This is a genomic window from Stella humosa (genome assembly GCF_006738645.1).
GTDB classification, from domain to species: Bacteria; Pseudomonadota; Alphaproteobacteria; order ATCC43930; family Allostellaceae; genus Allostella; species Allostella humosa.
Map to the genome: position 1 here is coordinate 3512342 of NZ_AP019700.1, position 26414 is coordinate 3538755.

The 26414-nt window shown below is 70.0% G+C and carries 27 protein-coding genes; 14 read left to right on the top strand and 13 right to left on the bottom strand.

Going from position 1 to position 26414, the window contains the following annotated elements; translation table 11 throughout:
• Positions 1–61: 61 nt before the first annotated feature.
• From ccoN to STVA_RS16505, 13 genes are all read left to right on the top strand, one after another.
• Positions 62–1555, top strand: coding sequence for a cytochrome-c oxidase, cbb3-type subunit I (gene ccoN / locus STVA_RS16445; RefSeq protein WP_420822795.1), 1494 nt, complete (start codon positions 62–64; stop codon positions 1553–1555).
• A gap of 16 nt (positions 1556–1571) precedes the next feature.
• Positions 1572–2297 carry a cytochrome-c oxidase, cbb3-type subunit II gene (ccoO, locus tag STVA_RS16450; protein ID WP_123695138.1) on the top strand — a complete coding sequence of 242 codons (726 nt, stop codon included), beginning with the start codon at positions 1572–1574 and terminating at the stop codon, positions 2295–2297.
• A 12-nt stretch (positions 2298–2309) separates the two neighbouring features.
• Entirely contained in the window at positions 2310–2462 is a 153-nt protein-coding gene (locus STVA_RS16455; RefSeq protein ID WP_123695140.1) for a cbb3-type cytochrome oxidase subunit 3, read from the top strand.
• A gap of 21 nt (positions 2463–2483) precedes the next feature.
• Entirely contained in the window at positions 2484–3344 is an 861-nt protein-coding gene (gene ccoP / locus STVA_RS16460) for a cytochrome-c oxidase, cbb3-type subunit III (protein WP_123695142.1), read from the top strand.
• The gene (gene ccoG, locus STVA_RS16465; RefSeq protein ID WP_123695145.1) at positions 3316–4815 is read left to right on the top strand and encodes a cytochrome c oxidase accessory protein CcoG; all 1500 of its coding nucleotides are present in this window, start codon (positions 3316–3318) and stop codon (positions 4813–4815) included. The genes ccoP and ccoG overlap by 29 nt, the downstream gene beginning before the upstream one ends.
• A 5-nt stretch (positions 4816–4820) precedes the next feature.
• Positions 4821–5333 (top strand): FixH family protein, encoded by a 513-nt coding sequence (locus STVA_RS16470; RefSeq protein WP_123695147.1) that lies wholly within the window; start codon positions 4821–4823, stop codon positions 5331–5333.
• A 77-nt stretch (positions 5334–5410) separates the two neighbouring features.
• Complete coding sequence (locus tag STVA_RS16475; RefSeq protein ID WP_123695396.1) at positions 5411–7717, top strand: copper-translocating P-type ATPase; 2307 nt, start codon at positions 5411–5413, stop codon at positions 7715–7717.
• Positions 7705–7860 carry a cbb3-type cytochrome oxidase assembly protein CcoS gene (gene ccoS, locus STVA_RS16480; RefSeq protein WP_123695149.1) on the top strand — a complete coding sequence of 52 codons (156 nt, stop codon included), beginning with the start codon at positions 7705–7707 and terminating at the stop codon, positions 7858–7860. The genes STVA_RS16475 and ccoS overlap by 13 nt, the downstream gene beginning before the upstream one ends.
• Positions 7861–7883: 23 nt before the next feature.
• Complete coding sequence (locus STVA_RS16485; protein ID WP_123695151.1) at positions 7884–8096, top strand: hypothetical protein; 213 nt, start codon at positions 7884–7886, stop codon at positions 8094–8096.
• Positions 8097–8210: 114 nt separating this feature from the next.
• On the top strand, positions 8211–9413 hold the full coding sequence (locus STVA_RS16490; RefSeq protein ID WP_142235904.1) for a PAS domain-containing sensor histidine kinase: 1203 nt from the start codon (positions 8211–8213) through the stop codon (positions 9411–9413).
• Positions 9410–10042, top strand: a complete 633-nt coding sequence (gene fixJ, locus STVA_RS16495) for a response regulator FixJ (RefSeq protein WP_123695155.1) — start codon at positions 9410–9412, stop codon at positions 10040–10042. Before STVA_RS16490 ends, fixJ begins: the two co-directional genes overlap by 4 nt.
• 100 nt (positions 10043–10142) lie before the next feature.
• Complete coding sequence (locus STVA_RS16500) at positions 10143–10541, top strand: response regulator (protein ID WP_197735651.1); 399 nt, start codon at positions 10143–10145, stop codon at positions 10539–10541.
• 101 nt (positions 10542–10642) lie between these two features.
• Complete coding sequence (locus STVA_RS16505; protein WP_123695157.1) at positions 10643–11353, top strand: helix-turn-helix domain-containing protein; 711 nt, start codon at positions 10643–10645, stop codon at positions 11351–11353.
• 58 nt (positions 11354–11411) lie between these two features.
• On the opposite strand, the gene STVA_RS16510 is transcribed toward STVA_RS16505, so the two are convergent.
• The 7 genes from STVA_RS16510 to STVA_RS16540 all read right to left on the bottom strand — a co-directional run bounded on the left by STVA_RS16510 (position 11412) and on the right by STVA_RS16540 (position 17875).
• Complete coding sequence (locus STVA_RS16510; RefSeq protein WP_123695159.1) at positions 11412–12290, bottom strand: class I SAM-dependent methyltransferase; 879 nt, start codon at positions 12288–12290, stop codon at positions 11412–11414.
• Between the two features lie 114 nt (positions 12291–12404).
• Complete coding sequence (locus STVA_RS16515) at positions 12405–13148, bottom strand: ABC transporter ATP-binding protein (protein ID WP_123695161.1); 744 nt, start codon at positions 13146–13148, stop codon at positions 12405–12407.
• Positions 13149–13151: 3 nt separating this feature from the next.
• Positions 13152–14468, bottom strand: coding sequence for an ABC transporter substrate-binding protein (locus tag STVA_RS16520; protein ID WP_123695163.1), 1317 nt, complete (start codon positions 14466–14468; stop codon positions 13152–13154).
• Positions 14465–15523, bottom strand: coding sequence for a branched-chain amino acid ABC transporter permease (locus STVA_RS16525; protein WP_123695165.1), 1059 nt, complete (start codon positions 15521–15523; stop codon positions 14465–14467). The genes STVA_RS16520 and STVA_RS16525 overlap by 4 nt, the downstream gene beginning before the upstream one ends.
• Positions 15520–16407 (bottom strand): branched-chain amino acid ABC transporter permease, encoded by an 888-nt coding sequence (locus STVA_RS16530; RefSeq protein WP_123695168.1) that lies wholly within the window; start codon positions 16405–16407, stop codon positions 15520–15522. Before STVA_RS16530 ends, STVA_RS16525 begins: the two co-directional genes overlap by 4 nt.
• Positions 16404–17204: an ABC transporter ATP-binding protein gene (locus tag STVA_RS16535; protein ID WP_123695170.1), complete on the bottom strand. Its 801-nt coding sequence runs from the start codon at positions 17202–17204 to the stop codon at positions 16404–16406. The genes STVA_RS16530 and STVA_RS16535 overlap by 4 nt, the downstream gene beginning before the upstream one ends.
• On the bottom strand, positions 17204–17875 hold the full coding sequence (locus tag STVA_RS16540) for a cysteine hydrolase family protein (RefSeq protein WP_170216723.1): 672 nt from the start codon (positions 17873–17875) through the stop codon (positions 17204–17206). The genes STVA_RS16535 and STVA_RS16540 overlap by 1 nt, the downstream gene beginning before the upstream one ends.
• A gap of 288 nt (positions 17876–18163) precedes the next feature.
• On the opposite strand from STVA_RS16540, the gene STVA_RS16545 reads away from it, so the two are divergent.
• Positions 18164–18820 carry an isochorismatase family protein gene (locus STVA_RS16545; protein WP_170216725.1) on the top strand — a complete coding sequence of 219 codons (657 nt, stop codon included), beginning with the start codon at positions 18164–18166 and terminating at the stop codon, positions 18818–18820.
• 255 nt (positions 18821–19075) lie between these two features.
• Here STVA_RS16545 and STVA_RS16550 read toward each other — a convergent pair whose 3' ends face one another.
• The 6 genes from STVA_RS16550 to STVA_RS16575 form a co-directional block, all read right to left on the bottom strand.
• Positions 19076–20386, bottom strand: a complete 1311-nt coding sequence (locus STVA_RS16550; RefSeq protein ID WP_123695400.1) for an O-acetylhomoserine aminocarboxypropyltransferase/cysteine synthase family protein — start codon at positions 20384–20386, stop codon at positions 19076–19078.
• 14 nt (positions 20387–20400) lie between these two features.
• Positions 20401–21459: an isopenicillin N synthase family dioxygenase gene (locus STVA_RS16555; RefSeq protein WP_123695177.1), complete on the bottom strand. Its 1059-nt coding sequence runs from the start codon at positions 21457–21459 to the stop codon at positions 20401–20403.
• Between the two features lie 335 nt (positions 21460–21794).
• Entirely contained in the window at positions 21795–22850 is a 1056-nt protein-coding gene (adhP, locus tag STVA_RS16560; protein WP_123695179.1) for an alcohol dehydrogenase AdhP, read from the bottom strand.
• A 175-nt stretch (positions 22851–23025) separates the two neighbouring features.
• Positions 23026–23865 (bottom strand): class II aldolase/adducin family protein, encoded by an 840-nt coding sequence (locus STVA_RS16565; protein ID WP_123695181.1) that lies wholly within the window; start codon positions 23863–23865, stop codon positions 23026–23028.
• A 227-nt stretch (positions 23866–24092) separates the two neighbouring features.
• Positions 24093–25052, bottom strand: a complete 960-nt coding sequence (locus STVA_RS16570; protein WP_123695183.1) for an aliphatic sulfonate ABC transporter substrate-binding protein — start codon at positions 25050–25052, stop codon at positions 24093–24095.
• Positions 25053–25227: 175 nt separating this feature from the next.
• Positions 25228–26349, bottom strand: coding sequence for an FAD-dependent oxidoreductase (locus STVA_RS16575; protein ID WP_123695185.1), 1122 nt, complete (start codon positions 26347–26349; stop codon positions 25228–25230).
• Positions 26350–26414: the final 65 nt, after the last annotated feature.

The window sequence follows — 26414 nt, forward strand, 5'->3', positions numbered from 1 at the left end:
TGCCAGGATCGCTGCCTTGGGACGGGCGCCGGCCGGCGCCGGCTGGGGGAGACGCGACAGAATGACCGCCATCGCTGCCACCGACATGCTGCCCGCGCCCGCGGCGCAACCGGCACTAGTACCGCCGGCGCAGTCGATCTTCGACCCCGTCGAGGATGTCGTCCGCGCCTTCGTCGTCGCGACCATGTTCTGGGGCGTGGCCGCCTTCCTGGTAGGCGTGGTCATCGCGCTGCAACTGGCGTTCCCGCTGCTCAACCTCGACCTGGAATGGACATCCTTCGGCCGTCTGCGGCCTCTCCATACCTCGGCCGCCATCTTCGCTTTCGGCGGCAACGCGCTGCTCGGCACCTCGATCCACGTCGTCCAGCGCACGTCCAGGGCGCGCCTCTTCGGCGGCGATCTGATGGGCTGGTTCCTGTTCTGGGGCTACCAGCTCTTCATCGTCCTGGCGGCGGTCGGCTACCTGACCGGGGTCACCCAGTCCAAGGAATATGCCGAGCCCGAATGGTACGTCGACCTGTGGCTGACGCTGGTCTGGGTCGCCTACCTGGTGGCGTTCGGTGGCACCCTGCTGCGCCGCCGCGAGCCGCACATCTATGTGGCAAACTGGTTCTACCTCGCCTTCATCCTGACCATCGCCCTGCTGCACATCGTCAACAACCTGGCAGTGCCGGTGTCGCTGACGGGAACGAAGAGCTACATCGTCTTCTCCGGCGTGCAGGACGCGATGGTGCAGTGGTGGTACGGCCACAATGCCGTCGGCTTCTTCCTGACCGCCGGGTTCCTGGGGATGATGTACTACTTCATCCCCAAGCAGGCGGACCGGCCGGTCTATTCCTACCGGCTGTCCATCGTGCACTTCTGGTCGCTGATCTTCCTCTATATCTGGGCCGGTCCGCACCACCTGCACTACACCGCCCTGCCCGACTGGGCCCAGACGCTGGGCATGACCTTCTCGATCATGCTGTGGATGCCGTCCTGGGGCGGGATGATCAACGGCCTGATGACCCTGTCGGGGGCCTGGGACAAGCTGCGCACCGACCCCGGCCTGCGCTTCTCGGTCACGGCCGTCGCCTTCTACGGCATGAGCACGTTCGAGGGGCCGGTCATGTCGATCAAGCCCGTCAACGGCCTCAGCCACTACACCGACTGGACCATCGGCCACGTCCATTCGGGCGCGCTCGGCTGGGTCGCCTTCATCGTCTTCGGCGCCGTCTACTACCTGGTGCCGGTGCTGTGGCGGCGGCCGGGGCTGTATTCCCCGCGCCTGGCCTCCTGGCACTTCTGGATCGCGACGCTGGGCATCGTCCTCTACATCACCGCGATGTGGGTGTCGGGCATCATGCAGGGGCTGATGTGGCGCGCCTATGACGAGCTGGGCTTCCTCCAGTACGCCTTCGTCGAGACCGTCGCGGCGATGCACCCCTTCTACGTCATCCGGGCGCTGGGCGGCCTCTGCTTCCTCGCCGGCGCCCTGATCATGGTCTTCAACCTGTGGATGACGGCCAGGGGCGCCCCGGCGCCGGTGGCCGGCCGCGTCCGCGCCGCCGCCTGACCGGAGGGGAATAGCGATGGCCTTCCGCCACGACATCATCGAGCGCAACGTCCTGCTGCTCGCCGTGCTGACGCTGATCACCGTCTCGATCGGCGGGCTGGTGCAGATCATCCCGCTGTTCGCCGTGGAGACCACGATCGAGCGGGTGGAGGGCGTGCGCCCCTACTCCCCGCTCGAGCTGGCCGGCCGCAACGTCTACATCCGCGAGGGCTGCTACGTCTGCCACAGCCAGCAGATCCGCTCCTTCCGCGACGAGGCGGAGCGCTATGGCCACTACAGCCTGGCGGCCGAGAGCATGTACGACCACCCGTTCCAGTGGGGGTCCAAGCGGACGGGGCCGGACCTGGCGCGCGTCGGCGGCAAGTATTCCAACGAGTGGCACGTCACCCACCTGATGGACCCGCGCGGCGTGGTGCCGGAATCGATCATGCCGCCCTACTCGTTCCTGGCCGGCCGGGCGCTCAAGACCGACGACATCGCCGACCACCTGCGCACCAACCGCGCGGTCGGCGTGCCCTACACGGACGAGATGATCGCCAACGCCCTGGCCGACCTGCGCGCCCAGGCCAACCCGGAGGCCGACACCGCCGGGCTGCTGGCCCGCTATCCCAAGGCCGTCGCCGGGGACCTGGACGGCGACCCAAAGCACCTGACCGAGATGGATGCCCTGGTCGCCTATCTGCAGATGCTGGGCACGCTGGTGAAGTTCAGCGACTACACGCTCAAAGACCTGCAGCAGTAGGAGCAAGCAATCATGGAAATCATGGAAATCTACGCCGCGCTGCGCTCGCTCTGGCTCGTCTGGTTCATGGCGCTGTTCCTGGGGATCCTCGTCTGGGCCCTGTGGCCCGCGAACCGGGCCCGCCTGGAAGATCACGGGCGCATCCCGTTCCGCGACGATCGCTGACCCCGACGAAAGGCTGCGGCGATGCCGACCAAGATCGAAAAGGATGCCGTCACCGGCCGGTCGACCACCGGCCATGAGTGGGACGGCATCAAGGAACTGAACACCCCCCTGCCACGCTGGTGGCTCTACGTCTTCTATGCCTGCATCGCCTGGTCGGTCGGATACTACGTGTTCTATCCGTCGCTGCCCTGGGTGCATGGCGTCCTCGGCTGGTCCCGGCGGGCCGAACTGGCCGAAACCATGCAGGCCGAGCGCGAGCGCATCCGCCCGATGCTGGAACGCATCCGCGCGACGCCGATCGCGGCGGTCGACCGCTCGCCCGAGCTGCGGGATTTCGCCTTTGCCGGCGGCCGGGCCGCCTTCGCCGACAATTGCGCGCCCTGCCACGGGGCGGGCGGGGCCGGCGCCAAGGGCGGGTTTCCGGCGCTGGTCGATGACGAATGGATCTGGGGCGGTGACCTGGCCGCCATCGAGCGGACCATCCTCTATGGCGTACGCAGCAGCCACCCCGACACCCGCGCCTCGCAGATGCCGCGGTTCGGCGCCGACCAGATCCTGACCGCGGCCCAGATCGCCGATACGGCCGAGCACGTCCTGTCCCTGTCCGGTCGGTCGACGGATGGCGCCGCGGCCGCCCGTGGCAGTGCCATCTTCGCCGACAACTGCGCGGCCTGCCACGGTCCCGCCGGCCGCGGCAATGTCGAGTTGGGCTCTCCCGATCTCGCCGACCGCATCTGGCTCTTTGGCAGCGACAAGGCCGCCATCGCGCACAGCATCCATCTCGGCCGCGGCGGCGTCATGCCGGCCTGGAATACCCGCCTCGACGAGGCCACCATTAAGATGCTGACCGTCTATGTCCATTCCCTCGGCGGCGGCCGCTAGCCGCGCGCGGCCGGCTGCGGCTCCCGCCGCCGGCCCGCCGAATCCCCCGCCGCCGGGATCGGGCGCGCCCCCGCCGCCGCTCTATGCCGACCGCGTCAAGGTCTACCCCAAGGCGGTGCAGGGCCGCTGGCGCCAGGTGAAATGGGCGCTACTGACCGTGTGCCTGGCCATCTACTACGTCGTGCCCTGGCTGCGCTGGGACCGCGGGCCGCTGGCCCCCGACCAGGCCGTGCTGATCGACCTGGATGCCGGCCGTGCCTATTTCCTCTGGATCGAGATCTGGCCGGAGGAGGTCTACTATGTCACCGGCCTGCTGATCCTGGCGGCCCTGGCGCTGTTCCTGGCGACCAGCCTGCTCGGCCGCGTCTGGTGCGGCTACGCCTGCCCGCAGACGGTTTGGACCGACCTCTTCATGCTGGTGGAGCGCCTGATCGAGGGCGACCGCAACGCCCGCATGCGCCGCGACAAGCAGCCCTGGAGCGCCGACAAGGTCGCCCGCAAGCTGGCCAAGCACGCCGTCTGGCTGCTGATCGCGGCCGTCACCGGCGGCGCCTGGATTCTCTACTTCGTCGACGCGCCCTCCAGCTTCGGCCCGATCCTGCACGGCGAAGGCAGTGTCGCCACCTATTCCTTCATCGCCCTCTTCACGACAACCACCTATCTGCTGGCCGGCTGGGCGCGCGAGCAGGTCTGCACCTACATGTGCCCGTGGCCACGGATCCAGGGCGCGCTGCTCGACGAGAACAGCATCGTCGTCACCTATCGGAACTGGCGCGGCGAACCCCGCGGCAAGCACAAGCTGGGGACCGAGTGGGATGGCCGCGGCGACTGCGTCGACTGCATGCAGTGCGTGGTCGTGTGCCCGACCGGCATCGACATCAGGGACGGCCAGCAACTGGAATGCATCGGCTGCGGCCTGTGCATCGACGCCTGCAACGGAGTGATGGCCAAGGTCGGTCGGCCGCCCAACCTGATCGGCTGGGACACGCTCGCCAACCAGGAAGCCCGCGCGAGCGGCCGTAAGGCGCGCTACAGGCTGTGGCGGCCGCGGACGGTGCTCTACGTCATCCTGATCGCGATCACCGCCATGGTGATGGTGGCCGCGCTCAGCAGCCGGGCCAGTGTCGAACTGACGGTGCAGCGCGACCGCAATCCGCTCTTCGTCACGCTGGCCGACGGCAGCATCCGCAACGGCTACACCGTGAAGGTCTCCAACAAGAGCTGGGAGCCGCAGACCTTCCGCCTGTCGGTCGACGGGCTGACCGGCGCGCTCCTGTCGCTGGCCGATGCCCCCGACAGCCTGACCGACCTGTCCGCCCGGCCCGATGCCGTCGCCACCCGCCGCGTCTTCGTGACGGTGCCGGCGGACTCGTCCGTCGCCGAATCCAGCAGCATCGTGTTCCGCGCGCGCCGCCAGGCCGGTGGCGACAGCGCGAGCCACGATTCCATCTTCCTCGCACCCCGGAAGTAGCGACGATGACCATGCTGGCCACCCCCGCCCCGGCCCCGCGCCGCTCCTGGATTCCCTGGATCTATGCCGGCGGCATGCTGGTCGTGGTCGCGGTCAATGCCGGGCTGATCACGGCCGCCATCAGCACGTTCCCCGGCCTGTCGGTCGACCGGCCCTATGAGCGCGGCATCGCCTACAACCGCATCCTGGCCATGCAGGCGCGCCAGGACCGCCTGGGCTGGACGGGCACCGCCACGATCGCCGGCACGGCCGAAGGCGGGCGCGAACTGGGCGGCCGCGAACTGGTCGTGACGCTGCGCGACCGCGACGGCCGGGCGCTCGACGGGGCCCGGATGCAGGGCCGGCTGGACCGACCGCTGGAGAACGACGCCGCGGTCGTCCTGCAGTTCCAGCCGCGCGCCAACGGCACCTTCGCGGCACCGCTCGACGGTCTCCGACCCGGCCTGTGGCAGGCGACTCTGGACGGGCGCCGCGAGGACGGCAACTTCCGCATGAGCCAACGGCTCGTCCTGCCGTGACCGCGGTCGCGATCATCGCGCAGCGCCCGGCCGAGGTCGCCGGCTGCCGCCACTGCAGCCAGCCGCTGCCGGCGGGTATGGCGGACGGCTTCTGCTGCACGGGCTGTGCGGCCGCCCGCGCCACAGTCGAAGCGCTGGGCCTCGACCGGTTCTACGAGCGCTTCGTCAGCGACGCCGGCCTGCGGGCGCTGCGGCCCGACCCGGCGGCTCAGCCCGAAGCGGCCCCCTTCGCCCGCGATCGCGGCGACGGCACCGCCACGGCCCACCTGATGGTGGACGGGCTGCACTGCGCGGCGTGCATCTGGCTGATCGAGGCAGTACTGGCGCGGGATCCCCGGGTCGTGCATGCCCGCGTCAACATGACAACGCGACGCCTGGTCGTGCAATGGCGGGGCGCCCCCGACTTGGCCGACGCGGTCCTGGCGCCGGTCGCGCGCCTGGGCTTCGCGCTGGCGCCGTTTGATCCGGCGCGTCTGGCCGACGCCGGCGCCCTCGAGGAACGCCGTCTGCTGCGCGCGCTGGCGGTCGCCGGCTTTGCCGCCGGCAACGTCATGCTGCTGTCGGTCGCGGTCTGGTCCGGCCATGACGGCGGCATGGGCACCGCCACCCGCGACCTGATGCACTGGATTTCGGCGGCGATCGCCATGCCGGCCGTTCTCTATGCCGGTCGCCCCTATTTCGAGGGGGCCTGGCGTGCGCTCTCGGCCGGGCGCACCAGCATGGACGTGCCGATCGCCCTCGGCGTCACGCTGGCGACCGCGATGAGCCTATTCGAGACCATCCGGTCCGGGCCCTACGCCTATTTCGATTCCGCGATCACCCTGCTGTTCTTCCTGCTGATCGGGCGCTATCTCGACCATCGCGCCCGCGGCCGCGCGCGGGAGGCAGCCGCCCACCTGCTGGCGCTGCGCATCCAGGCGGCCACCGTGCTGGGTGCGGACGGCACGGCCGAGCGCGTGCCGCTCGACCGCATCCATACCGGCGACAGCGTGCTGGTCGCGGCCGGCGAGCGGATCGCCGTCGACGGCATCGTGCAGGCCGGCCGCTCGGAGGTCGACACGGCATTGGTCACCGGCGAATCCGTGCCGGCCCCGGCGGCACCGGGCACGGCCGTGTTCGCCGGCACCGTCAACCTGTCGGCACCGCTGACCATCCGCGTCAAGGCGATCGGCGAAGGGACCCTGCTGTCAGAGATCGTGCGCCTGATGGAGGCGGCCGAGCATGGCCGCGGCCGCATGGTGGCGCTGGCCGACCGCGTCGCCCGCCGCTACGCGCCCGTCGTCCACTTGGCTGCGCTCGCAACCTTCCTCGGCTGGTCGCTGGGGATGGGCGTGCCGTGGCAGCAGGCACTGCTCTATGCCGTGGCCGTCCTGATCGTCACCTGCCCCTGCGCGCTCGGGCTGGCCGTTCCGGTCGTACAGATCGTCGCCAGCGGTGGCCTGATGCGCCGGGGCGTCCTGCTCAAATCGGCGACGGCGCTGGAGCGGCTGGCCGCTGTCGACACGGTCGTCCTCGACAAGACCGGCACGCTGACCCTGGGACGGCCGAGCCTGATCCCCGACGGCGCCCGCGACCCGGACGACCTGGTGGCCGCGGCGGGCCTGGCCGCGGCCAGTCGCCACCCCCTCGCCCAGGCGTTGATCAACGCGCTCGGCCGGCCGGTCGCCGCCGCCGATGATGTCGTCGAGCATCCGGGCCAGGGCCTGTCCTGGTCCGCGCCCGAAGGGGAATGGCGGCTGGGCAGCCGCGCTTTCTGCGGCGTCGCCGGCAACGAGGGAGATACGCCCGAACTGTTCCTGGCGCGGCCCGGACGCGCCCCGGTGCACTTCGCCTTCACCGACATGCTGCGGCCGGATGCCGCCGCCACGGTGGGGCGCCTGCACCGGGCCGGCCTGCGCGTCCTGGTGCTGTCCGGCGATCGCCCGGCGGCGGTCGCCCGGGCCGCCGCCGCCGCCGGAATCGGCGAGTGGCAGGCCGCGACCGACCCGGCTGCCAAGGTCGCATTCCTGGAGGGGCTGGCCCGTGCCGGCCGGCGCGTGCTGATGGTGGGCGACGGGCTGAACGACGCACCGGCGCTGGCCGCCGCGTCGGTCTCGATGTCGCCCGCGGCGGCTGCCGACGTGAGCCAGGCCGCAGCCGACGTCGTCTTCCAGGGGTGGGCACTGGCCCCCGTCGCCGACACGCTTCAGGTGGCGCGCGCCGCCGCGGCCCGCGCGCGCGAGAACCTGGTGCTGGCCGGGCTCTACAATCTCTGCGCCGTGCCGCTGGCGGTGCTGGGACAAGTCACCCCGCTGGTCGCCGCCATCGCCATGTCGACCTCGTCCATCATCGTCATCGCCAACGCGATGCGCCTGGTTCGGAGCACACGGACATGGACAGCCTGATCTTCCTCATCCCGGTGGCCCTCATCCTGGGCGCGCTGGGTCTTACCGCCTTCCTCTGGTCGCTGCGGAGCGGCCAGTTCGACGATCCCGAGGGGGCCGCACGCCGCATCCTCCTCGACGACCCGCGCGACGACCGCCGCTAAACCCCATCGACAGGAGAAGCCCCTTGTCCCCGAACAGCTCCTTCGTGCTCGGCGCCCTCATCGCCGTGCTCGGCATCCTTGGCCTGTTCCTGGCCGCCCGCACCATGGACCCCGGCATGTATGTAGCCGGCCTGATCTTCGCCGCCTTCGCCGTCTTCTTCGATTTCTGGCTGATCAAGCACTGGTTCGACCAGGCCGAGGCGGCCGCCGCGCGGGAGGCTCACCGGCACGGCTGAGCCGCGGCCGCCGATGCGGCAAGCTGCACGATTGTCCCCCCTCGATCCCGGCGCTAGCATTGCCGGATCGAGCCTGCCGTCGTGCGGGCGCCCACATGAAGATTCGTGGCGACCATGGCCACCTGCGCCGGCGTCCCGCCGCCACGCCCATCATCGGAGACGCCCGAGCTAGAGGAGCTCTCGCTCAGGGCCGCCTACCTTCAGTCGATCCTCGACACCGTACCCGACGCGATGGTGGTGATCGACGACCGCGGGACCATTGAGCGCTTCAACCGCGCGGCGGAACGGCTATTCGGCTACGCCGCCGCCGAGGTCACCGGCCAGAACGTCAAAATCCTCATGCCCTCGCCCTATCGGGAAGCCCATGACGGCTATCTCGATCGCTACCTTTCCACCGGCGAACGCCGGATCATCGGTATCGGCCGGCTGCTGGTCGGCCTGCGGCGTGACGGCAGCACCTTCCCGATGGAACTGGCGGTGGGCGAGATGCGCACGGGCGAAGTGCGCAAGTTCACAGGCTTCATCCGCGACCTGACGGAGCGGCAACGCACCGAGGCCCGCCTCCAGGACCTTCAGCAGGAACTGCTCCACATCTCGCGCCTGTCCACCATGGGGGCCATGGCATCCAGCCTGGCGCACGAGCTGAACCAGCCGCTGACGGCCGTCGCCGGCTTCATGGCGGCCGGCGTGCGCTTCCTGGCCGACCCCACGGCCGAGAATGTCGCGATGGCGCGAGAGGCGCTGAAGGGCGCCGGCGAGCAGTCGGTGCGGGCCGGCCGCATCATCGGCCGCCTGCGCGAGTTCGTGGCCAAGGGCGAGAGCGAGAAGCGCTCGGAAAGTATCGTCAAGCTGGTCGAGGAAGCCAGCGCCCTGGCGCTGGTCGGCGCCAAGGAGCGCGGCATCCGCGTCCAGTACCGCATCGACCGTGGCATAGAACGGGTGCTGGTCGACAAGGTGCAGATCCAGCAGGTGATCCTCAACCTCGTGCGCAACGGCATCGAGGCCATGGAAGGATCGCCCGTGCGCGAACTGACCGTCGCCACCCATGCCGAGGCGGACGGCCGGACCGTGCGCGTCTCGGTCGCCGATACCGGCGGCGGGTTGCCGGCAGAGATCGCCGAGCGGCTGTTCCAGCCATTCGTCACCACCAAGGCCCAGGGGATGGGGGTCGGCCTGTCGATCTGCCGATCCATCGTCGAGGCCCATGGCGGGCGAATCCGCTGGGACCCGAACCCTGGCGGCGGCTCGATCTTCAGCTTCACGGTCAGCGCTCTGCGGCCGGGCGACGCCGCCGACGACGAGCGGCCGAGGCAATGACCGGGGAGATCGAGCGCACCGTCCACGTCGTCGACGACGACCAGGGGGTGCGCGACGGCCTGTCGATGCTGCTGCGATCGGCCCGGTTCGCGGTGGAGACCTATTCCTCCGGCCCGGCCTTCCTGGCGCGCGCGGCCGACCTGCGGCCGGGATGCGTGCTGCTCGACATCCGCATGCCCGAGATGAGCGGCCTGGAATTGCAGCAGGAGCTGCGGCGGCGGCGCATCCTGCTGCCGGTGATCGTCATGACCGGCCATGGCGATGTCGCCGTGGCGGTCCAGGCCATGAAGGCAGGCGCGGTCGACTTCGTCGAGAAGCCGTTCGACGAGGACCAGTTGCTGGGGCTCGTCGAAGCCGCCCTGGCCGCGGCCGCGACCACCCACCGCCGGGCCCGGGATGCCGCCGAGGCCGCCGCCCTCGTCGCCACCCTGTCGCATCGCGAGCGCGACGTGCTGGACGGCCTGGTTTCCGGGCGATCCAACAAGCAGATCGCCTTCGACCTCGACATCAGCCCCCGCACCGTCGAAATCTATCGCGCCAACATGATGGAGAAGCTGCAGGCACGGACGGTCTCCGCCGCCGTGCGGGTGGCGATCCTGGCCGGCGTTTCGGTCGACGAGGCGGGCTAGGGACTTTCCCTTAATTGCGGCGCAAGGCCGCGCATGCCCCTTTCTTCCGGCGGCCGCCCCTTCCGGACGGTGCCAGGAACCAGAGAGGCGCAGCGCAGCCGTGTCCCGCGACACCGGCCCCGATACGGGATTGGTCGTCCTGGTGGACGATGACGACGCCGTGCGGTCGGCGCTGGAGATGCTGCTGGCGTCCTGCGGCTGGCGGGTCCGGGCATTCGCGTCGCCAGATGACGCGCTGGCAGCCGCCCTCCCGGCCGGCCGGGAGGGCTGCCTTGTCGTCGACTACCAGATGCCGGGCATGAACGGCTTGCAGTTGCTGGACCGCCTGCGCGCCGCCGGCTGCCACCAGCCGGCCATTCTGATCACCGGCAAGGTGGACGGCCGCCCCCGGCTCGATCGCTGCGCGGCGGCGCGCGGCCTGTCGACCCTGCTGGACAAACCCCTGGATGCCGACGCCCTGGTCGCCGCCATCGCCGCCCTGCTGGCAGACGGCCGGTAGCGGCCGCCTCCGTACAACTACCTAAGGGTATTCCACGAATTTCCGGGCGACGGCGGCGGGCCTACTCCTTGGCGACGATTTCGGCCAACCGGGAGAAACCGATGCAGTCGCTGGCGATCGCCACAGGCGCCCACCCGATCGAGCCGTCGGCGTTCCGCAACCTGCCACCTTCGCGCGGCCCCCGGCCAGCGCCGCAGGATGTCCTGCGCGGCCTGCAACCGATCGCGGTGGTCACCCCCTGCGAGGCGGGCCACGCAATCTTCCGCGAGGGCGATCCCGCGACCCATTGGTATCAGGTGGCAACGGGGGCGCTGCGCAGTTGCAAGCTGCTGGCCGACGGCCGCCGCCAGATCGGCGAGTTCCTGCTGCCGGGCGACGTCTTCGGCTTCGAGGTCGGCGACGCCCATACGCTCGACGTGGAGGCGTTGGGCCACGCCTCGGTGACCCGCTTCTCGCGCGGTCGCATCCGCCTCCTTTTGGAGACGCGGCCCGAGCTCGCCGCTCGCTTGCCGCAACTGGCGTTCGAGACGACCGCCCGGGCTCACGCCCGGCTGCTCGTGCTGGCCCGCCAGACCGCGCAGGAGCGCGTCGTCGGCTTCGTGCTGGAGATGGCACGGCGCCTGGCGGTCGGCGGCAGCGATTTCGTCCTGCCGATGAACCGCAACGACATCGCCGACTATCTGTGCCTGACAATCGAAACGGTGTGCCGGGTGATCGCCGACCTCAAGCGCGACGGGCTGATCCAGGCGACCTCGGCCCAGCACATCGCGATCCTCGACCGGGCGGCACTGGAGCGGCTGGCCGTCGCTTGAGACGACGACGGCCAGCCATGGCCGTCAGGGCTTGGCGAACTTCAGGGCTTGGCGAACTTCAGGGCTTGGCGAACTTCAGGACGAACTGGTCCTTGGGCTGCGGCGGGTCCGGCGTGTTGCGGTCGCGCGGGTCATTGGGGTTGCGCAGGAAATCGCCGACCGCCACCAGCTTCAGGCCGGCGGCCTCGACCTCCTGGCGCACGAACGCCTCCTCGACCCGGTGCAGCGTGCCGGCCTCGGAAATGCCGGTGCCCGGCCGGCCGGCATGGTCGGCGATGACGTAGATCCCGCCCGGCTTCAAGGCGCGGAAGACCGCGGCATTCATGGCCGCACGGTCGATGCCGAGATGGCCCAGGTCGTGATAGTTGAACATCAGCGTGACGAGGTCGAAGCGGCTAGACGCCAGTTCGGGCGGGACCGGATCCTCGAACGGGCGGGACAGGGCCACGATGGGCGCGGCAGCAACGCCCGCGGCCTTCAGCTTGGCGTCGCGGTCGGCCAGCGCCACCGGCGACGGGCGTGGCGGCGGTGTGGCCGGGGCGGCGGCGCGCGGCGGGGCGGCCGCCGTCGGGTGGCTGTTCCCCTCGGGTACCGCCTGCATGGCGGCAGGCCGCGGCGGGCCGGGTGGCCGGCTTTGGCCATAGACCATCCCGGTCGGACCGGCGGCCCGCGCGACCAGTTCCGTGGTGTAGCCGCCGGCAGCACTGAGATCGAGCGCCACCGTGCCGGGCTGGATGGCGAGGAAGGCCAGCATGCGGTCGGGCTTGCGGCGCAGGTCGTTGGTGCGATCGGCCTCGGACCGGTCGGGGCTGGCAAGGATCTGGGCGATGCGATCGGGCGATATGGCGTCCGGCCCAGACGACGGCACCGCGCAGCCGCCCAGCGCCAGGCCGGCGGCGACCGCGACGGCGGCCAGGACATTGTACCTTGCAGTCATCGTCGCCCCCTGCCCTTACCCATCAGCCCGAAGGCGAACGCCGTCGGCCGCATGATGGTATCCGGTATTGCCGGGGTCGGCCAGAAGAGCGGAGGCGACAGCCATCGCCGCGCCTCACGCGCCGAAATAGGCCGCTTCCGCCCGCCCCGCGCCGGCCAGGGCCGCGGGCTCGCCGGCGAACGATACGCTGCCGCTCTCCAGCACATAGGCGTGGCCCGCCACCCGCAGCGCCAGCCCCAGGTTCTGCTCCGACAGCAGGAAGGCGACGCCGCGCTCGGTGTTGAGCCGCCGGACGACGGCGAAGACCTCGGACGCGATCGCCGGGGCCAGGCCCATGGTCGGCTCGTCGAGCAGCATCAGCGCCGGGCGGCCCATCAGCCCACGGCCGATCGCCGCCATCTGCTGCTCGCCGCCCGACAGGTATCCCGTCTTCTGCTTCCGCCGCTCGCGCAGGCGCGGGAAGAGGGCGTAGACCTCCTCCAGGTCGCTGCGGATGCCGGCGCGGTCCGAGCGCGAATAGGCACCCATGCGGAGGTTCTCCTCCACGTCGAGTTGCCGGAAGAGCCGCCGGCCCTCCAGCACGTGGACGATGCCGCGCCGCACCAGCTCGGCCGTCGTGCGCGTGTCGATCGCCTCGCCGCGAAAGCGGATGCGGCCGCGGCGGACGCTGCCGCCCTCGGCCGCCAGCACCCGCGAGACCGCCTTCAGCGTCGTCGACTTGCCGGCGCCGTTGGCCCCGAGGAGGGCGACCACGCCCCCCTCGGGCACCACCAGCGACACCCCCTTCAGGGCCAGGACGCTGCCGTCATAGACGACCTCGACGCCCTCCAGCTCCAGCAGGGGAACGGTCGCGGCCATCGGCTACTGCTTGGCCTTCACTTCGGCCCGGTAGGCCGCGGCCGAGCGCTTCACCTCGTCCCACACCACGTCCTCGTAGGGCGGGATCCAGCCGGAGATTGTGGTCCAGGTCTTGCCGTCCCAGCGCTGGAACACCTGCCCGTCGACGCCGCCATGATACTGCGGGGTCAGCGAGATCTCGGGCACGAGGCCTTCGGCACCCAGTTCCTTCAGCCGCTCCTTGGTCAGCTTCACCTTGTTGAGGCCGTTCAGCACCTTCTCGCCCGTCAGCGGCAGGCCCTGGTCGCGGATGGCGTGGCCGAACGCCTCGGCGATCAGGATGCCGGTCAGGACGCCACGGTTGTAGGCAACGGTGCCGACCCGCTCGCGCTCGATGTTGCCCTTCCCGGCATCATGCACCTTAGCCAGGATCTCCTTGATCACCGGGAAATCGCGGCCGACGCCGTGGTAGTTGGCCGAGACGTAGTTCTTGGCCAGGTCGCCGGCGGCGACAATGTCTTCCTCCGAGCCGCACCAGAGCGTGCCGATGAACTTGTCGATCGGAAAGCCGACCTTCTGGATCTCGGTGAAGGGCACGGTGCAGGACTGGCCGTAGTTCCACTGGACGGCCCAGTCGGCGCGGTAGCGCCGGGCGATGTCGACCCAGGCGGCGCTCTGCTCCAACCCCGGCGGCGGCAGCGGGAACGACTTCCACTCGAAGCCGAAGCGCTTGGACAGCACCTCCAGCACCGGGATCGCGCCGCGGCCATAGGCGTTGTCGAGATGGATGAAGGCGATCTTCTTGCCCTTCAGCTTGTCCTCGCCGCCCTCGCGCTGGGCGAGGTAGCGGATCGTCGAGGAGGCCTGGGCCCAGAAGTTGGCGACGACCGGGTAGAGGTAGGGAAAGGTCTCGCCGTCGGTGGAGTCGGCGCGGTTGCCGGCGGGGTTGATGCCGGCCACCTTGTCGGCCGCCAACCGCTCGCCCAGGGCCACCACGGCCGGCGTGCTGTTGGGATAGACGATCTTCCACTCGCCGCGGAAGCGCTCGTAGCATTCCAGTGCGCGCGGCGTCGCATAGGCGAACTCGCACTCGCTCCAGCGGATCTTGGCGCCCTCGATGCCGCCCTTGGCGTTCAGCAGGGCGAAATAATCCTGCTGGCCGCTGCTGACGCCGGTGGCCCCGGTGGCGAAGGGGCCGGTGCGCGTCACTAGCATGGGGTGGTGGATCTCCGGGTCGGCGGCGGCGGCCGGCACTGCGTCGAACACCGGCACCAGGCTGCCTAGCGCCAGCAGGCCAAGCGCGAGCGCCCGGCCCCGTCTCTTGGGCACGTCATTGGTCATGATTGTCTCCGTGAGATGGAAGTTGAGCGCAGTCGATTTGCGGCGCGCGTGACCAGCCGGGCCAGGCCGCGTGGCTCGGCGATCAGGAAGACGAGCAGGAGCAGACCGAACACGACGTGCTCGGCGTTCGATATCAGGGCGGAATTGACCGCCCCGCCGCCGACGAAGGCCGCTCCCCAGGTCAGCGAGACGCTGATCGCGACGGGCAGGAGCGCGATGAAGGCCGCCCCCAGGTAGGAGCCGAGCACCGAGCCCAGCCCGCCGACGATGATCATGCCGAGCAGCTTGATCGACAGCTCGAGCTGGTACTCCTCGACGCTGGCGATCCCGGTCCAGGCGAAGACGACCAGCGCGCCGGCGACGCCGCCATAGAAGGCCGCCACGGCGAAGGCGAAGAGCTTGTAGCGGAAGGCCGGCACGCCCAGCACCTCGGCCGCCACCTCGCGCTCGCGGATGGCGATCCAGGCCCGGCCGATCCGGCTGGCGACGAGGTTGCGGGCGAACAGCGTCAGCGGCACGGCGACGGCCAGCACCAGCAGGTACTTGTCCAGCGTGCTGCGGATCTCCCACGGACCCAGCATGATGCGCGGGATGCCGATGGTGCCGTGCGCCTCGGCGCCGAACCATGGCACCCGCTGGATCGCCCACAGCACGACGACCTGGGCCGCCAGCGTCGCCACCATCAGATAGAGCCCGCGGATGCGCCGCGTCGGCAGGCCGACCACGACGCCCACCAGGGCGCTGGCGCCGCCCGCCGCCAGCAGGGCCAGCGGCAGCGGCAGCCCGTAGCGGCCGTAGGAGATGGCACCGACGAAGGCGCCGACGGCCATGAAGGCCGCCTGTCCCATGGAGATCTGGCCGGCGCAGCCGACCAGCAGGTTGAGGCCGAGTGCGGCCAGCCCGTAGATCAGGGCCGGCATCGCCACGCCCTTGATCCAGTATTCGCCGCCCGCCAGCGGCAGCGCCAGGAACAGGGCCGCGGCGGCAACGATCGCTGCCAGGCGCAGCCGGCGCGACGTCGCCGTCTCCGGCAGGACGATGGCGGGCGCGCTCATATCCGCTCGACCGACTTCTCGCCCAGCAGCCCGTGCGGGCGCAGCAGCAGCACCAGCAGGGCCGCCAGATAGGCGATCATCTCCTGCACGCCGCCGCCGACGATGGGCCCGAGGAAGCCTTCGCCCAGCGCCTCGGCCGCCCCCACCAGCAGGCCGGCCAGGATGACGCCCGGAATGCTCTCGATGCCGCCGATGATGAGGATGGGCAGCGCCTTCAAGGTGATCTGGGTCATGCCGAAATGGACGCCGATGCGGCTGCCCCACAGGACGCCCGCCACGATCGCGACCGCACCCGCCAGGGTCCAGGCCGCGGCCCACACCCGGTGGGTCGGCACGCCCATGGCCTGGGCCGCGATCGGGTCGCTCGCCAGCGCGCGCAGGCCGAGGCCGACCCTGGTCCAGCGGAAGAAGAGCGCGATCAGCAGCACCGACAGGCCGGCCACGCCCGCCCCCATCAGGTCGGCCGGCGACACATAGACGCCATGGAACTGCAAGGGTGCCGCCGGCAGGTCGAGCTTCAGCCCACGCGGCTGGTTGCCCCAGACGATCTGCGCCACGCCTTCCAGGATGGAGGCAACGGCCACCGTCGCCATGAAGATCGCCAGCGCCGATCGCCCGACCAGCGGTCGCAGCACGAAGCGCTCGACCGCGACCGCGATCACCGCCATGCCGGCCAGCGCCGCCGCCAGCGCGCCCGCCAGTCCGAACACCGGGCGCAGGCCCACCACCATCAGGGCGGCGAACAGCGTCATCGCGCCCTGGGCGAAGTTGAAGACGGCCGAGGCCTTGTAGATGAGGACGAATCCAAGGGCGACCATGGCGTACATGACGCCGATCAGAAGGCCGGTGATCGTCAGCTCGACGGCATAGACGAGGTCGTTCATGCGTGCCCCGCGATATCCAGGGCGTCGCCGCCATCGCCGAAATAGGCCCGCACCACCTCGGGGTCGCGGCGCACGTCGGCGGGCGCGCCCTCGGCGATCTTCTCGCCATGGTCGAGCGCCATCACCCGGTCGGACAGCGCCACCACCAGGCCGATGTCATGCTCGATCATCACCACCGTCGTGCCGAAGCGGTCGCGGATGCGGCGGATGCTGGCGGCAATGTCCTGCTTCTCGGCGGCGTTCATGCCGGCCAGCGGCTCGTCGAGCAGCAGCAGCTTCGGCTCCATGGCGATCGCGCGCGCCAGCTCCACCTTCTTCTTCACGCCATAGGGCAGCGCCTCGACGTGGGCGTCTGCCACCCCCTCCAGGTCGAGGAAGGCGAGTGCGGCGCGCGCCGCCTCGCGGTGGCGCCGCGCCTCGGCGCGCACGAAGGGCCAGGCGAAGCCGCAGGACAGCAGCCCCGCCCCCATCTTCTGGTGCCGGCCGACCAGGATGTTCTCCAGCACCGTCAGGTCGCCGAACAGGGCGACGTTCTGGAACGTCCGCGCGATGCCGCGGCCGGCCAGGCGGTGCCGCGGCTGGCGGCTGCCCTCCACGCCGAAATGATGCACGCGGCCGGCGCTCGCCCGGTAGGTGCCGCTGACGACGTTGAGGAGCGAGGTCTTGCCGGCGCCGTTGGGCCCGATGATGCCGAAGATCTCGCCCTGGCCGACGCGAAAGCCGACGCCGCGCAGCGCCTCGACCGCGCCGAAGCGCAGCGACAGCCCCTCGACAACGAGCGGATCGACCGCGGCCATCACCGGGCGCCGGCCGCGGCGATGGCCTCCAGCGCGAAGGCCGTGTCGATCACCGGCGCGTAGGCGTCGTTGATCTGGGCCAGCGTCTGCTCATGCAGCGGGTGGGTGGTGCCGGTGGCGTCGCCGATGACGATCGGCACAAGCCCCAGTTCGCGCGCGCTGCGCGCGGCCATCTCGACGCACCAGTCCGTGTGGTAGCCGGTGATGACCAGCGTGCGGATGCCCCACTGGGCCAGCCAGCGCTCGATCGGCGTGCCGGCGAAGATGCTCCAGCCGGGATAGACCAGGCTGACGTCCGCGGGCTGGCGGATCGCCTCGACGTCGGCCACCAGTTCCGCCTCCCACGCCTTGCGGGCGGCATCGCCGCGATAAGCGCGGTTCCAGTGGGCGTACTGGGCGCGGTCGAGCACGCTGCCCGTCTCACGCTCGCCGACGAAGCGGTCGTAGCGCAGCCACAGGAACTGGTTGCCGGGACGCCGGAGCGCGCCTGCCAGACGCAGCATGTTGGCCAGGCTGCCCCCCTGCTCGCGCGCACCCACCCAGATGCCCTCGCCCGCCAGCACGCCCTCGGGGTCGAGGATGCTGTTCTGTGCGTCGATGCTGACGAAAGCCAGCGGGCCACCCAGCAATGCCGGGAAGTCCAACTCCGCCCATTGTTCGTGAAGACCCAACGACGCGACCCCTTTGCGAATGGGCGCGGACGTTAGCGTCGGGTTGCGGACCGAGGAATCTAATTTGTCTATCATTGGACCCTAGAATCCCTTTCCATCAGCTTGTCTATCGGCAGATGGGCTTTTTTCTAGTTGCCCATATCCGCCCGTTGGCGTCTACATGAAGGCTCCAGCATCCGGAGAAGGACGGCGACCATGAGTGCAATTCATCTGCATCCCGACAGACACGTTGCAACGAGCCTGCCAAGTTCGCATGCGCAGTGGGCCAAACTCGACCTCGCCGAAACTTTGGCATACCCCTCGCTGCTGCTGGTCATTGGTCAATCGAACAGCATCCTGACACAGACTGGCGCCCAGGCGCACGAACGACTTTGGGAGCGCACGCGTCGCCCGGGCGGGACCCTGCCCAACACCCTGAAGCTCGTCGAGGCGACGCGCGCCGCCCGCCAGCGGGTGGCCTGGACGCGCTACGAGATCTTCCGCCAGGCCTATCCGCAGACGCTGGTCGACCGGGCGCAGTACGACCACTGGATGGCCGACAAGGCCGACTGGACCGACGCCGACCGCGAGCGCGACGCCGGCACCGTCGACGACATCCAGGCCGTGCAGCAGCCGGAAGACGCGACCATCTTCTATTCGTCGCTGGGGAACGTGTTCCTGGGCACCATGCTGACACAGCACCTGGCGGCCTGGGGCGTGCGCACGATCCTGCTGGCGGGCTACCATCTCGACTGGTGCATCGAGCAGGCTGCCCGTACGGCGCGCGACATCGGTTTCAACCCGATCGTCGTCGGCGATGCCACCGCCTGCGGCCGCGAAAGCGACGAGACGCCGACGCTGGAGCGCATCGACACCTTCTTCGCGCCGGTGATCTCGACCGCCCAGGCCTTGGCCTGCCTGGCCGAGGGCGCCAGCCGCCGCGACGCGCGCGGCTGGCCGGCCTGAACGTCAACCGCAGGAAAATCGCGGGCAGCCGGCAAGTATTTCTGCCTCTCGCTGTCCCGGGGGCCTGACCACCATCCCGGTCGACGGAAGATCGACCAGGGATGGGTCGCCCGCATCGTCCACTGTTCCGGGCCCGGGTGCGACTTCGACCGGGTGCGACTTCGACCGAGGGCGCGAACCGCCGATGCAGGTGCCGCTCGAGCGCGGCACGTGCCGGCGGCGCGGATCGGTGCCGACCGATCCGCGCCGTAGCCGCTATTTCCGGTCGGGCGCCGTCCGATCAAGGGCCTGGCGCAGGTCGGCGATGATGTCGGCGGCATGCTCGATGCCGATCGACAGGCGGACATAGCCCGGCGTCACGCCGCTCGCGAGCTGGTCCTCCACCGTGAGCTGCGAGTGGGTCGTCGTCGCCGGGTGGATCGCCAGCGACCGGACATCGCCGATGTTGGCGACGTGGTAGAGCAGCTCCAGCGCGTCGATGAACTGCCGCCCGGCATCGACGCCGCCCTTCAGCTCGAAGCCGACCAGCGCGCCGTAGCCACCCTGCAGATAGCTCTCCGCCCGGCGGCGCTGCTCACCGCTCTGCAGGCCGGGGAAGATCACGCGCTCCACCGCCGGGTGGTCCTGCAGGAAATTCGCCACCTCGATCGCATTGGCATTCTGCTGACGCAGGCGCAGCGGCAGCGTCTCCAGGCCCTGGATAAGCTGGAACGCGCTGAAGGGGGAGATCGCCGCCCCGATGTCGCGCAGCAGCTTGGTGCGGATGCGCAGGATATAGGCGATCGGGCCATGAGCCTTGGCCGCCTCGGTCCAGATCGCGCCGTGGTAGCTCTCGTCCGGTTGGGTCAGCAGCGGGAACCGTTCGGCATGCTCTTCCCACGGGAAGTTGCCGCCATCGACGATCACACCGCCGATGGTGGTGCCGTGGCCGCCGATATACTTGGTCGCCGAATGGACGACGACGGCCGCGCCATGGTCGAGCGGGCGGGCGATCAGGGGTGCGGCCGTGTTGTCGACCACCAGCGGCACGCCGAGCGAGCGACCGATGTCGGCGACCTCGCGGATCGGGAAGACCTGGAGCTTCGGGTTCGGCAGGGTCTCTGCATAGTAGGCCTTGGTGCGGGCGTCGGTCGCCCGGCGGAAGCTCTCGGGATCGGCCGGGTCGACGAAGCGCGCCTCGATGCCGAACTGCTTCAGGCTTGAGGCGAACAGCGCCCAGGTGCCGCCGTAGAGGTCGGTCGAGGTGACGATGTTGTCGCCGCTGCTAGCGAGGTTGAGGACCGAATAGGCCGATGCCGCCTGCCCCGAGGCGACGGCCAGGGCTGCCACCCCGCCTTCGAGTGCCGCGATGCGCTGCTCGAACGCATCCTGGGTCGGGTTCGAGACGCGGGTGTAGATGTGCCCCAACTCCTCCAGCGCGAACAGACGCTGGGCGTGGCCGGTGTCCTGGAACTGGTAGGACGTGGTCTGGTAGATCGGCACCGCGACCGAACCGGTGGCGGGGTCCGCGCGGTAGGTGCCGCCATGCAGGGCCAGGGTCTCCGGCCGGGTATAGGTGGTGGGCATCGGCTGCTCCTTGCTCAATAGGCGGATGCGAGGGCCTGCGGCCTCGTCAGCTCGCCCGCGTCGAGAATATCCGCATAGTGGCGGCGCGCCACGTCGGGATGGGAGCGCAGTCGCCCCTTCAGGTAGTTGCGCCCGACCTCGCGGAAGATCGGGTTGGAGGGATCGCGGGTGACGCCGCGGGCCCGCGCCGCCAGGGCCGGCGGCAGGTCGAGCACCGGGATCTCGGCATCGAGCCGGGCGCCCAGGAATAGCGCGGCCGACAGGCGGTCGACGCCAGCCGGCGGCGTGATCACCTGGTGCACGTTGGCGCGCAGGTAGCCATTCGAGGCCAGTTCCAGCAACTCGCCGACATTGACGATCAGCGCGCCCGGCAGCGGGTCGGCATCCAGCCATTCCCCGTCCACCTCGACCTGCAGGCCGCGCTGGCTCCCTTGCACGAGGATGGTGACGAAGCCGCTGTCCTTGTGCGGCCCGACGCCCTGGTCGCTGCCGGCGGCGTCGCGTCCGGGATAGCGGATGATCTTGACCAGTTGGTTGGGATGCTCGGCATAGACCGGCTCGAAGACGTCCTCGGGCTGGCCGAGGGCGGCGGCGAAGGCGCGGATGACGCGGATCGCGAGCTGGGTGGCTTCGCCCTGCCAGCGCAGCAGGACATCGCGCAATTCCGGCTGGGCTTCCGGCCACTGGTTCGGCCCTTGCAGGCGCCGCCAGGCCGGGGTGTCCGCATCGCGCGGCAGGGCCGGCCGCTCGGCGCCGACATCGAGCTGCTCGCGCCAGTCCGGCAGGCCGCGCGTATGTTCCCGCCCGGCCCGGGTATAGCCGCGGAAATGCGGGGAGTTGACCATCTCGATGGCGAGCTTGTCGGCGTCCGGCAGCGAGAAGAAACGGCGCGAGGCGGCGAAGAACTCGTCGATGAAGGCCGGGTCGATGCCGTGGCCGACGACGTAGAAGAAGCCGAACCGGTGCGCCTGCTCCGTCAGCGCGGACAGGAAATCCGCCCGCTCCGCGCCGCCGGCCTCGAAACGCCGCAGGTCGAGCACCGGAAGATTGGTGGCCTCGGGAGGCGACCCCATGGAACCCTCATCACTTGATTGAAGCGGCGAAGATGGGTTTCCCGAATTCCCCTGTAAAACGAGCTTTTCTCCGCACTGGACTTAGAAATTCTTGTGCCTGGGGCACGCTAACGGGCGCGCGGGGACGGCCGGCAGATGAATGCAGCCCTCGCTCTTCCCCTGGCCGCGCCAGCGGCCGGCGCGTGCCTCTTCCCGCGGTGCTACGCGGTCGGTGTAGAGCATGCAGCCGATCGAGCGATAGCCTTCGGCGACCATCGGATGCTCGGGCCGGCCATGCAAGGCTATGCGCCCCGACATTGCCCGGTCGCCCGGGCCGCCCCGGCCCCTGCCTCGCCTCACCCCATCGTCGCAGCCGCGCCGGCGGCGCCGAGATCGAGCACCATGCGCCCTTCGATCCGGCCGGCCTTCAGATCGGCGAAGATCGCGTTGATATCCTCGAGCGGCGCCGTGCGAATCTCGGCCCGCACCAAGCCCTCGGCGGCGAAGGCGATCGCCTCGTCCAGGTCGCGACGGGTGCCGACGATGGAGCCGCGCACGGTGATGCGCTTCAGGACGATCTCGAAGATCGGCGCGGCGAACTGCCCGGGCGGCAACCCGACCAAGCTGACCGTGCCCTTGCGCCGCACCATCTCCAGCGACTGGGCAAAGGCCGCGGGCGACACCGCGGTCACCAGGATGCCGTGTGCGCCGCCGTTGGTAGCCTTGAGCACGTCGGCGGTGGCGTCGGGCGAGCGGGCATCGACGGCGACGTCGGCGCCGGCCCTGAGCGCCAGTTCCAGCTTGGCCGGCGCCACGTCGAGCGCGACGACGTGCAGCCCCATCGCCTTGGCGTACTGGATCGCGACATGGCCCAGGCCGCCCACGCCCGAGATCGCCACCCATTCACCCGGCCGCGCCTCCGTCTCCTTCAAACCTTTGTAGGAGGTGACGCCGGCACAGAGGATGGGCGCGATCCGAGCCAGGTCGAGGCCGGCCGGGATGCGCGCCACGAACGGGGCCGCGGCGATCACATACTCCGCGAAGCCGCCATCGCAGCTATAGCCGGTATTGTGCTGGTGGCCGCACAGAGTCTCCCACCCCGTCTGGCAGTATTCGCAGGCAAGGCAAGCATCGTGCAGCCACGCCACGCCGACGGTATCGCCCTCCTTGAGCCCGGTCACGCCCGCGCCCAGCGCGGCGACGATGCCCGCCACCTCGTGCCCGGGAATGAATGGCGGCTTCGGCCGGATCGGCCAATCCCCATCGGCCGCGTGCAGGTCGGTGTGGCACACGCCGCAGGCGACCACCCGGACCAGCACCTCTCCCGGCCCTGGCTCCGGAACACCGACCTCGCGGATATCGAGCGGCTGGCCGAATGCGTGCACGACCGCGGCCTTCATCGTCCTTGCCATGACTTCGTCTCCTATCGTTGCCGCCAGGGTAGCGGCCGCGATCGGAGCCGACGTTGAGCGAGATCAACGCCGGGCGGGTGGCCTGCGGCACGCACGTGCTGGTCCGGCCGCAGCCGATCAAGGTGTTCGGGTTTCCCGGCGAGCGCGCCCACGTCGAGCGCGTCCGCCTTCGCTCTCAGTCGAAAAGGTCCGGTTCTTCGGCCGTGACCATGTCCCAGTAGGGCTGGAAGGCGAAGAAGTTGCCGATCTCGTTGCCGACCTGCGCTGCCGTGTGCCGGGCGACCGCGTCCGGCATCGGCCGGGTCGGGCCGGCGGCCTGGGCCAGGAGCTGGACCTGGCAGGCGTTCTCCAGCGCGAGATAGCGCCAGACCGCCGCTTCGACCGAACGGCCGACCGTGAGGATGCCGTGATTCTGCAGGATCACCGCCTTGCGGGGCCCGAGCGCGGTCGCGATCTTCTCGCCCTCGCTCGTGTCGAGCACCACGCCCGAGAACTCCTCGAACACCGCGTGGTCCTCGAAGAAGGCGGCCGAATCCTGGGTCAGCGGCTCCAGCGGGCGGCCCAGGGCCGACCAGGCCTTGCCGTAGAGCGAGTGCGAATGGGCCGCCGCGACGACATCCGGCCGCGCCTTGTGCAGCTCGGAATGGATGGCGAAGGCTGCCTGGTTGAGCCGCGCCTTGGCCCGGGCCGGCGGCAGCACGATCTCCCCGCGGTCACTGACCAGCATCAGGTCCGACACGGTGATGCGGCTGAAATGCACACCGAAGGGATTGACCCAGAAATGGTCGGTCCATTCCGGATCGCGGGCGGTGATGTGGCCGGCACCACCCATCTCGAAGCCGTGGCGCGCGAAGAGCCGATACCCCGCCGCCAGACGCTGCTTGCGATAGAGCCGCTCCAGCTCGACCGTCCGCTGAACCGGCAGTTCGTCAGAACCCGGTGCCGGGAACGTCGTCTCGATCTTTTGCGCGTGCGCCTCGATGGCGGGGCGCTCGGTGCGCAGGGCTACGGCCATGACGAAATCCTTCGGGCAGATGGGAGGGCGACGGCACAATCGGCCGCATCGCCCTACCCTGCCCGCCGACCGCAGCGTCGGCAATCGAGATATTGTCTTCTTGTCCGTGAATTACTTTGGCGCAGCCAGTCGATACTGCCGATATTTTACGCATCACCGTGGAATACTGCTCAGCAGACAGCCATTCCACATTTCCGGCACGCCAACCGACGGCCCCCGGGTGCCGTTCAGCGGGCCGCGGATTGCCGCCATACGGCATCGCGCACGACAATCGGCCGCGCGATCAGTCCCAGGCCGTGAAACACGTCGGCAATCGCCTGCTGCTGGGCGATGACAGCTTCGTCCATCGGCTTCAGTTCGATGCCGAGCCGCATCAGGGTACGTTCCTGCGCCGCGGGCTCGACGCCGGTCGCCTGGGCGATCAGCGTCGCCGCCTGGGCGCGGTTCTGGTCGGCCCAGACATAGGCCAGGCGCAACTCGTCGATCACGGTGCCCAGCAAGGCGCCGTACCGATCGGAAAAGACGCGGCTGGCGAGATAGAACGAGTTGCTCGGGTAGTGCGTCGCGGAGGTGGCAATGGCGCGCGCGCCCTGGCGCAACTCGGCCAGGGCGAAGTACGGGTCCCATATCGCCCAGGCATCCACCTCGCCGCGGCCCATCGCCTGGCTGGCCTCAGCCTGGCCGAGGAAGACCGGCGTGATGTCGTCGAAGGTCAGCCCCACCTTCTTCAGGGCCTGGAAGGTGAAGTTGTGCGAGCTGGAACCACGCGCCATGGCCACCTTCCGGCCCTTGAGCTCGGCCAGGCTGCTGACCGGCGAGCCGGCCGGCACCACGATCGCGTTCTCGGCCGCGGGCGTGCTGGCCACATAGACGACATTGGCGCCGGCCGCCTGGGCGAAGACGGGAGGCGTGTCGCCGACGCTGGCGAGGTCGATCGCCCCGCTACCCAGCGCCTCCATCATCGGCGGCCCGAAGGAAAACTCGACCCATCGGACATTGGGCACGCCAAGTCCCGCCAACCGGGTCTCCAGGCCCCCGCGCTGCTTCACGACGGCGAGAACGCCTTCCTTCTGATACCCGATCCGGAACTCCCCAGGCAGGCCGGCGGCCGACGCCGGGCGCGACAGGCCGCCGGCCATGACGAGGGCGCCCGCGGCGGCCCCGAGAAATGCGCGTCTGCTCGTCATCGTCACACCTTTCGTCGAATCCCTGGCAGCCAGGACCCCTGATCGGAACAGAGCACCCTTTTCACCGGCTTGACCAGACGGCGATCGTGGAGCCGAACGTGCGTCGCCCCACCAATCTTCACGCTTCAGCCACGGCAGGTCGAAAGGTGCGGAGGCAACCTATCGCGGCCACAGCCTAAGCCGCGTCCACGAACGGCATCGCCGCCCCCGTCGGAATGTGACGCGCGGCGCGCAGGCCCTCGTCGTCCCATTTCATGCCGCTGGCCAGCACGCGCGAGGCGGCGATTTCGGCGGCGCGGCGCTGGGTGTGGTCGGTGAGCGGGCGCTCGCGCTTTTCCCACAGTTCCAGGGCCGCCTCGACGGTGTCCGTCTCTTCCAGGGCAACGGCCAGGCCCAGCGCGTTGGTGATGGCGCAGCCTGCACCCTGGGCCAGGGTGGGCGGCATGGCATGGGCGGAATCGCCGACGATGGCGACCCGGCCGACCGACCAGTAGGGCAGCTTGGTCGTCTCGTAGACGTCATAGCGGCCGCGGTCGCCGAGCCGCGTCAGGGCGGGGGCGAGCTGGGGGAAGCACTCGATCCAGGGGGCCGGGTTGATCGGAATGGACGACGCCTCGGTGTCGGCGACCGGCGCCATCATCGCCATATAGAGGTCGTTCTCGCCGGACGGCGTGTAGAGGATGCGCAGCGTGCGCGGGCTGTGGGCCCAGAAGTCGATGACATGGTCCCACTCGCCGCCCTTCAGCCCGGTGCGGTCGGTCAGCACGCGGATGATGCCGTCCTTGTACTTGTTGCGCTCCTGCGGGATCGCCAGCGAATCGCGCACCCGCGACCGCACACCATCGCAGCCCAGGACGATGTCCGCCGGCAGGCGGCTGCCGTCGGCCAGCAGCAGCTCGCCCTCAGGCGTCGCCCCCACCGCCTCGGAGCTGGTGACCAGCTCGGCACCGGCGGCCAGGGCGGCCTTGACCATCGCCGCATGCAGGTGCTGGCGCGTCATGGTCAGCAGGCGGTACTGGCCCGGCCCGTTGATCGCCTGGAAGGACAGGCACTTGCCGTCGGTCCGGGTCTCGTAGGCCGGAGCGGCGAAGGCACCGTTGCGGACGTCGAGATAGGCGCCGATCGCGTTCAGCACGCGCAGGCCGTTGTCCCAGATGAAGATGCCGGCACCGAAGGCGCGCAACTCGGAATTCATCTCATGTACGCGCACCGACCAGCCGCGCTGCCCGAGTGCCGCCGCCGCCGCCAGCCCGGCGAAGCCCGCCCCGGCGATTTCCGCATGCCGCTTCTTCGTCATCGTCCCGCTCCGACCCGTCGATCCAACCCAGGTGGGCAATGGTATACCAACGCCATGCCGATCCG